At 60.5% G+C, this 13,836-nt stretch carries 11 protein-coding genes and 2 pseudogenes; all 13 read right to left on the bottom strand.

The window, feature by feature from the left end:
- Positions 1–58 precede the first annotated feature (58 nt).
- The 13 genes and pseudogenes from LXM88_RS11810 to LXM88_RS11750 all read right to left on the bottom strand — a co-directional run bounded on the left by LXM88_RS11810 (position 59) and on the right by LXM88_RS11750 (position 13,831).
- A complete protein-coding gene (locus tag LXM88_RS11810; RefSeq protein WP_262542465.1) occupies positions 59–1,222 on the bottom strand; it encodes a vWA domain-containing protein in 1,164 nt (387 codons plus the stop codon).
- Between the two features lies 1 nt (position 1,223).
- Complete coding sequence (locus LXM88_RS11805) at positions 1,224–3,500, bottom strand: DUF5682 family protein (protein WP_262542464.1); 2,277 nt, start codon at positions 3,498–3,500, stop codon at positions 1,224–1,226.
- A complete protein-coding gene (locus tag LXM88_RS11800; protein WP_262542463.1) occupies positions 3,500–4,591 on the bottom strand; it encodes an ATP-binding protein in 1,092 nt (363 codons plus the stop codon). Before LXM88_RS11800 ends, LXM88_RS11805 begins: the two co-directional genes overlap by 1 nt.
- The gene (locus tag LXM88_RS11795) at positions 4,588–6,168 is read right to left on the bottom strand and encodes a DUF5691 domain-containing protein (protein ID WP_262542462.1); all 1,581 of its coding nucleotides are present in this window, start codon (positions 6,166–6,168) and stop codon (positions 4,588–4,590) included. The genes LXM88_RS11800 and LXM88_RS11795 overlap by 4 nt, the downstream gene beginning before the upstream one ends.
- The gene (locus LXM88_RS11790) at positions 6,168–7,493 is read right to left on the bottom strand and encodes an SWIM zinc finger family protein (RefSeq protein WP_262542461.1); all 1,326 of its coding nucleotides are present in this window, start codon (positions 7,491–7,493) and stop codon (positions 6,168–6,170) included. The genes LXM88_RS11795 and LXM88_RS11790 overlap by 1 nt, the downstream gene beginning before the upstream one ends.
- 315 nt (positions 7,494–7,808) lie before the next feature.
- Positions 7,809–8,060 (bottom strand): hypothetical protein, encoded by a 252-nt coding sequence (locus LXM88_RS11785; protein WP_262542460.1) that lies wholly within the window; start codon positions 8,058–8,060, stop codon positions 7,809–7,811.
- Positions 8,061–8,159: 99 nt separating this feature from the next.
- The gene (locus tag LXM88_RS11780; protein WP_262542459.1) at positions 8,160–8,891 is read right to left on the bottom strand and encodes a tetratricopeptide repeat protein; all 732 of its coding nucleotides are present in this window, start codon (positions 8,889–8,891) and stop codon (positions 8,160–8,162) included.
- Entirely contained in the window at positions 8,888–9,565 is a 678-nt protein-coding gene (locus tag LXM88_RS11775; RefSeq protein WP_262542458.1) for a hypothetical protein, read from the bottom strand. The genes LXM88_RS11780 and LXM88_RS11775 overlap by 4 nt, the downstream gene beginning before the upstream one ends.
- Before the next feature lie 57 nt (positions 9,566–9,622).
- Positions 9,623–11,383, bottom strand: coding sequence for a ShlB/FhaC/HecB family hemolysin secretion/activation protein (locus LXM88_RS11770; protein WP_262542457.1), 1,761 nt, complete (start codon positions 11,381–11,383; stop codon positions 9,623–9,625).
- Positions 11,384–11,683: 300 nt separating this feature from the next.
- A pseudogene (locus LXM88_RS11765) lies at positions 11,684–12,145 on the bottom strand (POTRA domain-containing protein); the annotation flags it as partial.
- A gap of 73 nt (positions 12,146–12,218) precedes the next feature.
- Positions 12,219–12,638, bottom strand: a complete 420-nt coding sequence (locus LXM88_RS11760) for an SMI1/KNR4 family protein (protein ID WP_262542456.1) — start codon at positions 12,636–12,638, stop codon at positions 12,219–12,221.
- Between the two features lie 74 nt (positions 12,639–12,712).
- A pseudogene (locus LXM88_RS11755) lies at positions 12,713–13,486 on the bottom strand (POTRA domain-containing protein); the annotation flags it as partial.
- Positions 13,487–13,540: 54 nt separating this feature from the next.
- Positions 13,541–13,831, bottom strand: coding sequence for a hypothetical protein (locus tag LXM88_RS11750; RefSeq protein ID WP_262542455.1), 291 nt, complete (start codon positions 13,829–13,831; stop codon positions 13,541–13,543).
- Positions 13,832–13,836: the final 5 nt, after the last annotated feature.

The following is a 13,836-nucleotide window of genomic DNA, read 5'->3' as shown; positions in this document are numbered from 1 at the left end:
CTTGGGTAACGCGCGGCGGGCCCTCGAAGATCTTCGAGGGGATTGCCTCGACGCCTTCTCAACCGTCCGTGCGATTGGTAACAAAACCCTGCTGAGCAGCCCAGAGCGCAATGTCCTGCTTCTGGATCGCGGCAGCCATCAATTCCGGGAATCTGTCGGGTGTGCAGGCAAAGGCGGGAATGCCAAGCGCGGCGAAGCGGGCCGCATTCTGGTGATCGTAACCAGGCGCGCCATTGTCGGCCAGCGCCAGCAGGCAGATGACGTTGACGCCGGCGGCCTTGAGCGTTGCGGCACGCTGCAGCATCTCTTGCTGATTGCCGCCTTCGTATAAATCCGTGATCAACACGAGGATGGTTTGCTCCGGACGGTTGATCACCTGCTGGCAGTAGCCTAACGCGCGGTTGATGTCGGTACCGCCGCCCAGTTGCACGCCGAACAGTAGATCGACGGGGTCGCCCGCTTCGTCGGTCAAGTCGACGACGTTGGTGTCGAACACGACCATGCGGGTACGTACCGCGCGTAGTGATGCCATGACAGCGGCGAACACCCCGGCGTAGACCACCGATGCAGCCATCGATCCGCTCTGATCCACACAGAGAACAACGTCGCGCAGCGCCGAACGCTTTCGCGCATAGCCCACCAGTTTTTCTGCAATCACCGTCCGCTGTTTGGGCAAATAACGCGACAGGTTGGCGCGGATCGTGCGGTGCCAGTCAATTTCGTTCAAGCGCGGCCTGTGGTTGCGTTCTGCACGGTTGAGACTGCCCCGTATCGCCTGGCGCATCGGCTCGGCCAGACGGCGCTCCAGTTCCTCGACCACACGCCGCACCACCCTGCGCGCGGTCTCCCGGGTTTTGGCCGGCATCACGCGCGACAATGACATCAGGCTGGCAACCAGATGCACATCCGGTTCCACCGACTCGAGCAGTTCCGGTTCCAGCAGCATCTTGCGCAGGTTCAGGCGCTCCAACGCATCCTGCTGCATGACCTGTACTACGGATGTTGGAAAAAACTCGCGAATATCGCCCAGCCAACGCGCGACATTCGGACTACTGGCACCAAGGTTGCCCTGGCGATCGCTGTCATATAGCGCTGCAAGGGCATTGTCGGCACGGATGAGCTCCGTGGGCAACGTCGCACCGCAGCTTTCCTGCGCATCACTGCCCAGAACCAGGCGCCAGCGCTGCATGCGGTCGGTTTCGAGATCCGTGTTGACGCTCATGTCATTTCCCCAGGATGGCGGCGAGTACCGGCAGCACGCGGGCAGCCCGTGTATGGTCGAGTTCGACGACGGCGGCTGCCGCGACGACGGGCGCGTCCAGTCGCCGAACCTTGCTGCCCATTTCGCGCCGCTCGGCAGCGTGGAAGTCGGCGAACGCGCGGCGCAGCAGCGGCAGACGTTCAAGAAAGACGTCGTGGGCGAGACCCGCAAGCCACGCGTCGATAACGCGCCAGAGCGCATCGTGTTGCAGCAGCAACAGCCCGCTTCCGCGCAGGAGTCCGGTCAGCCAGCCGGTAGCGTCGGCCGGCGGAACAGCGGCGGCAAGCGCGAGGCCAGCATGGCGCGCGAGTTCCTCTGCATCGACACGTTGACGGTCGAAGGCCAGACGCAGTGCGAAGCCGCGCACTGCGGGGGCAACGGCATCGCCTGCAGTCAGGTTGACCAGGCAGTCGAGCCAGTCGTCGCGCAATGCTGCAATGTCCAGCGTATCGAGCGCGCCCTGCACGCCATCGATATGCGCCAGCATCCCGGTGGCAGCAGCTTCGTCTATATGGCTTGCGGCTGCCGCGAGCCCGACGACGATACGTTCAACCAGCCCTTCGACGATGGGTCGCAGGTCCGCAACGGTGGTTCCTCGCACGTCACCATATCGGACCACACGCGCCAATGGCGGCAACGCAGTCATCAGATGCGCCAGATTGGCCGCGACGGCCGCCTGCGTCTGTACACAGGCAAGCAGAACATCGATAGCGGCAGGAAGTCGTGCGAGCACGGCCTGGTCGAGCATTCCGGTGAGTTGCGGCAATTCCGCGCCCGCACGCGCGCTTTCGCACAGGCGGTGCGTAGCGGCATCCTCGATCGTATTGCCGTAGCGACTGGTCGCAATGAGTGCGACTACCATGTCCGGCTGCCAGCGCAGTTCCCACGCTTCACGGAAAGTGCCGGTGCGATTGTTGTCTCGCAGCAGCGTGCCCCAGCCCACGCCAAGCAGATTGAGGCGATGCAGCAGCAAGCTGCGCTGTCGACCGCCCTCTTCGCGCAGATCGAGATCAATCTGCTTGATCTCGGTCGTCGGTTTGAGGCGCAGGCGCTTTTGACATGCCTCAAGATCCCGCTGCAGCGGTGCCGCCACGACAGATTCCGGCACCGAGCCCAGTTGTTCACCGATTTCGAGCTTGCGACGGATCAACGACAATGGCTCGGCTTGACCGTGACAAAGTACGGTCATCATCGCTTCACGTTGCTCGGCCAGCCCCGGCAGCGGCAAATCTCGCATCGCAGCGAGCGCATCGGCCAGGCGTACGGTTTCAATCACGCTCGCGGACGGCGCATCCAGCCCTTCCGCGCGCATCAAGCGCGCGCTTTCGGTCACCCAACGCAAGCCAGCGGAGTCCGGGTTTCGCCACAGGTGACGATACCAGCCCGGTGATTCGACACCCGCGCCGTACCCGCCGGCATAACTCAGACGGTCATCGCTCCACGGTACCCAGGTCGCTTCTGTCCGGGTCTTGGGCAAGCCCTTGAGCAGCGCCGTGTCGTCCTTGACCCTGGCAGCCTGCGTCAATGCCGGAACGTGCCAGGCGCCGCACACGACAGCGATGTTCTGATAACCGGCCCTTTGCGCTTCGCGCACTCGCATGCGCATATGAGCTTCACGTCGCGCTTCGCGCGGCGGGGGCACCGGGGCGTGCTCGCGCAGCGCGACCATCGCCTCCTCGATGGCGGCAAACAGCTCGCCGGCGTCGCGACGCTGTTCGACTTCGACCTCCCACCACGATTCGTGATCGTCGTAGCCTGCGGCGCGAGACAGTTCACCGATCGGGTCCATGCGCCAGGCCGGCGGCAATTCGTCTTCCGGCTTCTCCGGTGACGGACACTCCGCACCCTCCGCGTCGGCATCGATCGCAATATCGTCGGCCCTCGACGTCGCTTCGGCGGCTGCAGGTTCTTGCGCGAGGGATTCTGCAAAACCATGCGTGGCGGGCAGATCCATGAACCACAGCGGCACGTTGTGCGTCGTCGCATGACGAATCGCCTGCCATTCCGGCGAAAACTCGGCAAACGGGTAAAACACGCCCAGCCGCGGCGCTTCGCTCGGGTAGACGAGTAATGCCACGGGGGGCCGCATAGCGGCGTCACCCGCCAACGCAACGATGGCATCCGCTTCCGGCGGCCCTTCGAGCAACACGACGTCAGGCTGTTGCACCGCCAGTGCGGCATGTAGCGCGCGCGCACAACCGGGGCCATGGTGACGGATACCGTAGTATCGAACCGCCATCAGACCGTTTCCATGCAGGCGCGATAAAGATCCTTCCAGTCGTCGCGCTCCTTTACGACCGTCTTGAGATATTCCATCCACACCAGCTTGTCCTGCACCGGGTCCTTGACGATCGCACCGGTCAGGCCCGCTGCCAGATCGGCGGCACGCAACACGCCGTCGCTGTAGTAGCCGGCCACCGCCATGCCGTGGCCCAGCACCGAAATCGCTTCTGCGGTCGAAAGCGTTCCGCTGGGGGTCTTGAGTTTCGTCTTCCCGTCCTCGGTCAGGCCATTGCGCAATTCCCGGAACACGGCCACCACACGACGAACTTCCTCCAGCGCCGGCTTCTCGGCCGGCAACGCCAGCGCCCGGCCCAGTTCGACAACGCGGCGGCTGACGATCGCCACTTCCTCGTCGAATGTCTCCGGGGTGGGCAGGATCACCGTGTTGAAACGGCGCATCAAGGCCGATGACATCTCGTTGACGCCACGGTCTCGGTTGTTCGCCGTCGCTATCACGTTGAAGCCGCGCTGTGCCTGCACTTCGATGCCGAGCTCCGGCACCGGCAGGGTCTTTTCCGACAGAAGCGTAATCAGCGTGTCCTGCACCTCGCTCGGCACACGCGTCATCTCTTCGAGCCGCGCCAGCTTGCCGTCGCGCATCGCATTGAGCATCGGACTGGGGACCAATGCTTGCTCCGACGGCCCCTCCGACAACAGGCGTGCGTAGTTCCAACCGTAACGTAATGCCGTCTCGTCAGTGCCAGCCGTGCCCTGAATCAACAACGTGGAATCGCCGCTGATTGCCGCCGCGAGATGCTCCGATACCCAGCTCTTCGCGGTGCCCGGCACCCCGTAGAGCAGCAATGCGCGGTCGGTCGCAAGCGTAGCGACGGCGATCTCCATCAGTCGGCCGCTGCCGATGTATTTCGGCGTGATCTCGAAGCCATTGTCGAGCTTCCCGCCCAGCAAGTAAGTCTTGACCGCCCACGGCGACAGCTTCCAGTTTGCCGGCCGGGTACGCTTGTCATGGCGCGCCAGTTCCGTCAGCTCTTCGGCATATTGCGTTTCGGCGTGCTGGCGCAGCACGGTATTGAGGTTGTCGCTCACAGCGGCATCTCCTTGATCACGGTTTGTTTGGCTTGCATGAGCGTGACGATTTCACGCGCCTGTTCCAGCATTCGAGGCTGGTCGGCGAAGACGCCGCCAAGCCAGCCGGCATACAGTTCGACGATAGGTGACAGAAGGATCAAGTCGGCATCGGCTGCACGCAATATGGCCAACCGTGCCAAACCGGCCAGGTCGTAACGCAGCATCAAGTCTGCCGGCGTTCGGCTTTGTTTGGCGTCCGAGAAAAAAGTGCGTGCGAAGGTGCGGATGATCTCGGTCGGCCATGGCGCATCCAGCCGACGAGCGAATGCAGCAGCCAGGTCGACCTCGCCCAGTGCAAGCTGGCGGCACAGCTCGCTTTCGCAAACGACGGGAAGCGAAGTCTCCCACAACGCGGGTATCAGCGCGTTCAGTTGGGCCGATGGCTTGTCGCTGCCCAGCGCAAATCGCAGGAACGCCGCCGACCACTGGTGATCGCCAGCACGACACGCAGCGGCCGCGCACCCGGACAGCAATGGATCCGCCCAGTCGTTGCCCGCCATCAATGGAATCAGTACTTCCGCTTCGCTGCTCGCGGCCTCGGTCCAGCGCGCGGGCGAAATGAGCGACAGCACCTGGCGCAACCATGATGCGCGCTTGCCCTCCCCGTGATTCGCCACATCGACGATGCCGTCGCGTACCCAGTCTTTCGGCAGTTCGTTGGGGATGTCGACGGTCAATACCGGGTCGTTGCGCTTGCCCAGGAAAGCAGTGAACCTTGCGACTGCACCATTGGCGGGCGGCGCCGCTTGCCAGCGCACACAGGCGTTGGCCCGCGCCGTCATGCGGCGCATGAAGGCAGAACCCGGTAATCGCGCGAGCAGGTCTGCCGCCGCGATACGTACCGTTTGTGCGCGATCGTCGAGCAGACTTTCCAGAAGCGACTCATCGTCCATGCCGAGATTGGCCGCCATCGCGTTGACGAATTGCTGGCGTGGATCCGCCTTCTCCTTCGGCAAGACATCGGCCAGCATGTCACGCGCTTTGGCGGCGTCGATGCCACGCAGCGCACGTAGCGCGTCGACACGCGCATCTGTCTCACCCTCTTCCCATATCTGCAGCAACCCAGCTTCGCCCGGATCAGGAGGCGCAAGCTTCTTCACGCGTACATCCCAATCCGGGTTCTGTGATGCAAGCCATCGGCCACGCTCGCCAAGGACGTTATGCCAATGTGCCAACGCCGTGGCTTTGCCGAGCACGTCCGGCAATAGCGCTGGCGGTAACCGATAGCCAGCCTGCGCGACGCGCGGCGCCAGCCATTCGCTTAGTCCCGGTATCTCGTCCGCGATAGCGGACGCGATCAAAGGCGTGAGCACCGCAGGTGTTTCCCGTTCAACTTCGTCAGGCGCGGGGACCGGCATTTTCGCCGTACGTGGCAGCCGTCCGGCCCCGCTGTAAACGGCAAGGCTGCCGGCCTGCAACAAGAGGCGCCGTTCGCGACTACCGTCCGGCAACAACGCATCGATCTCTGCCAGCGTGGGTGCGTCGTGCGGCACGTTGGCCGTTCCGACGAGAGCGGTACGAACGAGATCCTCCATCACGCACCTCCCGCCAGGGTTTGATAGCGCCCATCGACATACGCGCCCAGAGGGCGAATCGCACGACCGTCCCACTCCACCGCGACGGTCTGAGGGCGGCCGCCAGCAATCGCCAGCCATGTCCAATGGTTGCCGCCATGCAGAGGTAGCCCATGCCCGCTCGGGGCGACGGCATGCCATGTACCGTCGGCGTACACCGGCACGACCGCGTCGAGTACGGTTGCAAGGCGATCGTGCCAAGGGTTCGCCGTCAGCGCATTCGCGGCGGCGTCGAGCAGACCGATCTGATCCTGAGCGCGTGGGAAAGCAACGGGTGACGGCAACGGAGTCGCAGTACCTTTAAGGATCGCGCGCTGCGATCCGGTCCCTGGCCAGAAAGCCAACTCACCGTCAAATGCGGTGCCGGGCAGCCACGTCGCGGCAAAAGGTTGGTTACCGACGGCAAACTGCATGAACAGCGCATATCGACCGCTCGTCTCGCCGGAGAGCCAGGTCCGCTGTATCCGCACACGGTCGTCAGCGTCGACGACTTGTCCGATCACGTGCCAGCGATCACGCAACCCTTCGCCGCTGGCCAGCACGTCTTCTTCACGCACGCTGAACCCGATCAATTGCCGCAACTGCTGCTGCAGATCAACCGTGAGCTGATCGATTCGCTCGTACGCACGTACCGCCAACGCAAGGCGACCGAGTTCGGCGAGCAGTTGTTCGGGCCAATCTTCACGGCCTCCTGGAAGTTCCGCCAACGCACGCACACGTGCCGCCAAGCCAGTTGCTTGTGCGTCGACCAACCGTGCGGCCATCTGCTCCCAGAACGCGGGCCCCTGCGCCGGCAGTCGCGCGAGACCGTTGCGTACCAAATCCTCCAGCCAGACTTGCAACCCGGCCATACCGTCGAGCACGCGGGTTTCACGCTTCTCGGCTCTCTTTCGCTGCGCCGCTTCATCTACCGGCGCATCGGCTTTAACGGCCGCGCGCGCTTCCTTTTTGGCAGCATTGTTCGCGCGCTTGTCCAGCCATTCGCTGACCCATTCGGGCTCGTCGGCCGTAGCAACGGCATCGGGCTGGTTGGCGATCAGGATCAACAAGCCAAGTGCATGCTTGCAAGGGAATTTGAAGCTGGGACACGAGCACTTGCTCGCGAAATCGGCAAGATCCACACGGACCTGATAGGGGTTCTTGCCGCTCCCCTGGCACTCTCCCCATACCACGCGAGCATTGCGTCCAAGCATCGGCCACTGCTTCGGCTGCGCGAGCTTCTTGCCATTCGCGGCCGAACTGCTATCCGGTGCCAGCGCCAGAACCTGTTGTTCGGTGAGCTGCATATATGCGGCTTTGGTTAATGGTTACAAATAAACGGCCGAAGTCACCGTACCGACGTATCGCCAGGAGAACCGCCATAATGTGCGTGAATTCATGGCCGGATACGCAATGAAACCGGCAGAAAATTGTTCACCGCTCCATTGGTCGGTGAGCAGCAGCGACTCACGTCTGGCCGCGATCTCACCTGGAAACGAGAATCCTTCGTCAGAGTTCCTGCGCCTACGTTTCAGCGGTGTCGCGTTAGTCATCGTATCGCGTTGCCTGCGAGCCATCGTCAGACTTTCTCCGATGAGCGTTCCGTATGCCTCACCAACACACTACTCTTTGCCAGCACTCGGCCGCTGCCCCTTCAAGATCGCGTCGAGCTTCGCCTCGAGTCGAAGGTTCGTGCATCCAACCAGATAAGCAAGACAGTAGAAATTGACGAACGGAATGATGCAGAGGATCGTCCAGCGCAGAACCGGTCGGCCTTTGTCTTTCGCCAGGTAGTGGCCGGCGAAGGCTACACCGATGCAGGCAATCAGCAGCGGAATGAACGAAATCCAATTTGCTTCTGGTGTCTGTTGCATAGTTTCCTACCCGTGGTTTGCTGAGAACTCCTTCCATACCCGTCCCGGTCGAAGAGGCTCCGGCAAGCGACAGGGCGTGCGTATGGTCGATCGCGCTTCTTATCGCTGAATGCCGTACTGCTTCAAGCGCGACTGTTCGTCGGTCGTCAGTTTGTCCGACCGAACCCACCGCGCGAACTGTTCGAGATCGGCCTTGGTGTGTTCTTCGTCATGCAAGTTCTCATAGGCGAGCGACCGATACCAGTACGCGTATGGGAAATCGGGCTGCGCCGGAATTCCGGCTGTCAAGGCTTCGATTGCTTCCTCGTTTCGCTTCAGCGCGACCAGGCCTCGACCAAGATGATAATAGAGCGGCATGCCAAAGCCCGAGCCACGCCCGGACATGCCGATTTCCTTGCGCATGGCGTCCTGAATGAGCGCAACCTCATCAGCATACCGCGCAGCGTCGTAATACGCCGACGCAAGTGAAATGACTTCCCACCCGGTTTTCGGCGGCACCAATCGGTAAGCTTCTTCCAGGTTGGCAATTGCGGAAGTCGGGTCGTGCTGGGCCGCATACGCTTCGCCACGAATCCGTAGAAACAATGCGCGCGCGAGTATTCCGGAATCGGGCAAAGCAAGACAGCGTGACGCAACATCGATCTGCGCGGCTGAATCATCCGGTTTCAAGCGCGCTATCGCCGCACGGCAATCGGCGATAGTCTCGATTTTTCCGAGTCCATCGACAGGCTGACTGCCCGCTGCTGACGCGTACGCGGACAGCGCACCACCGACGATCCCGACCGTCGCTATCGAAACGATCCTCATCGCAACGCGAAGATTGCGAATCACGGCATCTCTCGCTCGTCGAGGTCGGGACGAGTCCGTACCAGAAGTGCTGGCGTAAGCGCGCCCTGCATCGTGCACTCGATGGCCACGCGCCCTTGCCCGACAATCGGCCCGTCACCTTCGACGATCAGCACACGCTCCACGGTTCCCTCCTTTGGAACCGAATCCGACGCAATCTGCTCCTTCCTCCATTGGTCAAGCGAATCGCCAACATAGCGGCGCTCGCTTCGTCCCCAAGGACCAGCTCTATCCTTGATCAAACGTTCGCCATCGACGACGTGCGGACGGATCTTCCGGGCGACTGCATCCTGCTCCCCGTTCGCAATGAAGCCCCAGTACACGAATTTGCCAATACCGACCAGTTCCGACGATTCGTCATAGTAGCCGACCAATTCGACGCCGGCCATGCTGATCGGCTTCTCGAACATCTGGATGCGCTGCCCCTCGCGGAGTCGATTCTGGACTATGGGGTAAGCGACGTTCCCGCGCGTGCCGATGCGCATATACGCCGCCCACGCCTTCTGTTCCGCGTTCAATTTTTCAAAGAAAGTGCGATCGCATGCGGAGAAAGTGTGGAACAAGCTTTCAGGTGTCACCGTTTCAGCATGCGCCACATTCGCCGCAGCGACACCGACCAAAAGAAGCACGCCGTTAAGAAAATGGCTAGTGAGTTTCATCGTTCTCGATGTGTAGTTATGCTTGAATCCTTCTTCAGCCGTGCGTGTCATAGCCCGTCAGAACTGTGCTGTCACCTGAAAACCGAGCGTCACGCGTGCCGTCGGAAAACCTGAAGGCTTGTAGACCGGCGTACCCGCGAAGAGATCGTACGCATAGGCGCCAAATCGCGTGCCCACACTCCCCTTCACGCCGATCACTGCACCGGCCAGTTGCGTTCCAACCAACACAACCGGCTGCGGCCCCCATACACGGCCGTAATCGAGTCCGGCATAAATCGCTTGCCCGGTCTGCCCGATAGGCATTTGCAATTCGTTGCGCCAGTACAGGCCACGCGCCGCCGCCAACATCGTTTCACCGTCAAAACCTCGCACCGTGTATCGGCTGCCGATGGTCAGGTCATCGATGTAGTACAGCGTGTTACCCGTGTACTGACCGTGAACGCTCGTCACGTAGCGGAATGGCTGCTTGGCGATCGCAAACGGCACCGACAGATTCGCATCCAGTACCGCCATCCTGTAGCGGTAAGTTGGGCCGCCACCGGCCGCGAGTATGTCGTCCCGTGCGCCGAGACCGCCGACGCCCTGACGATACGCGAGCGTGCCGTCGAACTGCGCGCCGTCGAAGTAGTGGCGATCGGTCAGGCCGAGTTCGATAACCGTGTTGTTGCGGCGCTGCTGTGTGATTTCCGTGTCTTCGATGAAGCTTTCCCCAAAGCGGCGCGACAGGCGGACGTACCCGCCGAGCACGTCGTTCTGACTGCGCAGCAGCACGCGCGCCAGTTTGAAATCCAGTGTCTTTGAATTGCCACTTGCGACGAACGTCTGGTTCACGCCGGCAATCTGTTGATAGTAGGTATTCGTGTACGCCGCAATCGTTGCGGTCCAGTAGCCCCACGGAATCGAATAGAAGCCGTTCCAACCGTGTGACCCAAGGCGCTTGTCGCCGAACTCGAGGTCTTGGCTGACGCCGACGTTAAACACGTCGTTCAAGCCGAGCGGGTTATCGATGCCGATCGACAGATTGCCCTGCAATCTGCCCGTTGCGCGTGTGCCTGAATTGTCGATCGACGCGACGACGGTCCACGGCTTGCCGTGCTTCACGTCCAGCACCACATCGCTTTCGCCCGGTACGTCACCCGGAACGATCTGCATCGACACGTCCTGACTGGTTACGCGCTTCATTTGCTCCAGACCTTGCTCAAGGTCGCGCAGGTTCAACACTTCGCCGTCACCGGTCGGAAACGCGGTCTTCCAGGTGCCGCGCAATTTCTCGTCGGCGAAGCGCACGTGTCGGATCACGCCGGGGATCAACGCAAGTTTCAGCGTGCCGGTCGTCAAATCCTGTTCGGGCAGCAACACGCGCGTCGTGATGTAACCTCGCGTCAGGATTTCGCGCGACAAGCCCCTAACGATCGTATCGATGCCTTGCTTTCCGACGCACTGGCCCGCGTAGTGGCCGAGCCATTCACGCGCGAAGGCAAAGCGATCCATCGGCAGTGCGGAAGCGCCTGCCGACTTTGCGGCATCGGGCAATGAGTCCGGCACGTCGAGCGCGAAGCGGTCGATACGAAAGCACGGTTGTTCGCCCGGCAACGCCGGATATGTTTCGGCGCGCGGTACTTCCGACCGAACGGAGGGAGCGCGCAACGCCGCGTCACGCTGTTGCGTGTCGCGCTGCTGCTGTGCTTGCCGGTCTTGTTCTGCATTTGCACGTGCAGCGGCAGCTCGATCTTCAGGCGTAGGGGCCTGTTGTGCGTGAACCCCGAGCGATAGCAGGGCCGTGATCGGTAAGGCCGTCAGCCGTTTTTTAATTTTCATTTTTATTAAATGACTTATTTAACCTATTCGGGCGACACTTTTCATCGCCACTCAATCAAATACATATTTCTTAATCAACAATCCAGCGAAAATAAACCAAAATGCAATCTCAAGAATCCAGTAATTTCTACGAGAACTCTTGCTCATTTTTGACCAAGTTTCTCCGTCCGGACCACCTGGTGCGACCATATCGAATCCTATTTCTTCGGGTTATTCAACGGAACAGCATGATTAAACGGAGAGATGCCAAAGGATATTTTTCCCCACGACGCGATTCCAAGCTCAAGCGCTGTGCCCCCACTCCGGCAGCAACACGCGCGTCGTGATGTAGCCGCGCGCCAAGATTTCCCGAGACAACGCCTTGACGATCGTATCGACGCCTTGCTTGCCGATACATTGGCCTGCGTAGTGGACGAGCCATTCGCGCGCGAAAGCGAAGCGATCCATTGGCAGTGCGGAAGCGCCGGCCGACTTTGCGGCATCGGCCAATGAATCCGGCACGTCGAGCGCGAAGCGGTCAATACGGAAACACGGCTGTTCGCTCGGCAACGGCGGATACGTTTCAGCGCGCGGGACTTCCGACCGCACGGAAGGGGCGCGCAACGCTGAGTCGCGCTGCTGCGCGTCGCGTTGTTGCTGCGCTTGTCGATCCTGATCCGCGTTCGCACGCGCGGCGGCGGCCCTATCTTCCGGCGTCGGGCTCTGCTGCGCGTGCGCTGCGAACGATACCAAGACTGCTAGAGGTAAGACCGCGATCCGCATTGTTGCTCTCATTATTAAATCAGATTGGATTTTCTGGCGGGCAACAAATGCCAGTTAATATCGAAGGGTATTCTTAACCCCTTGAAATCCAAACGTCATTTATCCACTCAGCAAGTCCAGCCCACGATTCGGATGTGACCCCATCAGGCGACCAAAATCGGATTTCCCTACTCGGAACGATGCAGTAATAATCGCCGTTGTCCTCGCAGATCGGGAGCCAATCAAACGGCAGACCAATTTGCCGTGCCTCTTGAATCGCTGAACTCAATTCGCAGCGATCATTCCTTTCGCTGGTAATCACCAACGGCTCCATGACCTCAAAGAATATGGTGCTCGCATCCTTTAAAAACAATCTATATTCTTCGGAAAACGAAAATCCCACATCCTTTTCATATTCAGATATCAGGGCGTCGTCGGGCGCAGGTATTTTTATGCGCTTCCCCGCCGATAAAATTTTAAGTTCATCAATAGCAGATACTAATTTGGCGTCCATCAATGACCCCCGAAATCCTTGGCTCGATTTATCCAATAACTCGATCGCCACGAATTGAGTTGAGAGCGATTAATGCGTGTGCATGAATTGTCGATCGACGCGACGACGGTCCACGGCTTGCCGCGTTTCACGTCCAGCACCACATCGCTTTCGCCCGGCTGGTCAGCGGGAACGATTTGCATCGATACGTCCTGACTGGTGACGCGCTTCATCTGCTCCAGACCTTGCTCAAGGTCGCGCAGGTTCAGCACTTCGCCGTCGCCGGTCGGGAACGCGGTCTTCCATGTGCCGTGCAATTTCTCGTCGGTGAAACGGACATGCCGAATCACGCCCGGAATCAACGCAAGCTTCAGCGTGCCGGTCGCCAAATCCTGTTCCGGCAGCAACACGCGCGTCGTGATGTAGCCGCGCGCCAAGATTTCACGAGACAGCGCCTTGACGATCGTATCGACGCCTTGCTTACCGACACACTGGCCGGCGTAGTGGCCGAGCCATTCGCGCTCGAAGGCGAAGCGATCCATCGTCAGTGCCGATGCGCCCGCCGACTTCGCAGCGGCCGGAAACGAATCCGGTACGTCGAGCGCGAAGCCGTCGATACGGAAACACGGTTGTTCGCTCGGCAACGGCGGATACGTTTCCGCACGCGGAACGTCCGACCGCATGGACGGGGCGCGCAACGCCGCGTCACGCTGTTGCGCGTCGCGTTGTTGCTGCGCTTGTCGATCCTGTTCCGCGTTCGCACGCGCGGCGGCAGCTTGGCCGGCCGGTGTCGGGGCTTGCTGTGCGTGTACTCCGAGCGATACCAAGGCAGTGATCGGTAAGACCGTCAGCCGTTTAGTGATTTCCATCGTTGTCGAATCCCTGATTCTGCCTATCTTCGCACTGCGACTCAACAAATAAATCTATTTTTTCCGCTTTTCGTTTTCTATTCCTATAGAGGCCATAAAGGTTATGAATACCGCAATCACCCCCATGACAACCGGAAAAATTAGGCCGACAGTAGTTAGCGCCTTGCCAAGCATAAGGCTAAGTGCGATGCGAGCCCCTTTCTCCGCTGCAATGCTAACAAACATATAAATTTCCGAACCGACCGCCCCAATAAGAAACACAATCGGGTATCGAAAACGTGTCGCCCATCGCGCAAATTCAGATCCAAAAATCGCACTGAGAATTCCCTTTGTTATTTCGTCCATGCATT

The organism is Burkholderia sp. S-53, assembly GCF_025560745.1.
Lineage (GTDB): Bacteria > Pseudomonadota > Gammaproteobacteria > Burkholderiales > Burkholderiaceae > Burkholderia > Burkholderia pyrrocinia.
The sequence above is the reverse complement of the archived record's forward strand: the minus strand, read 5'-3'. Positions and strand labels throughout refer to the sequence as shown.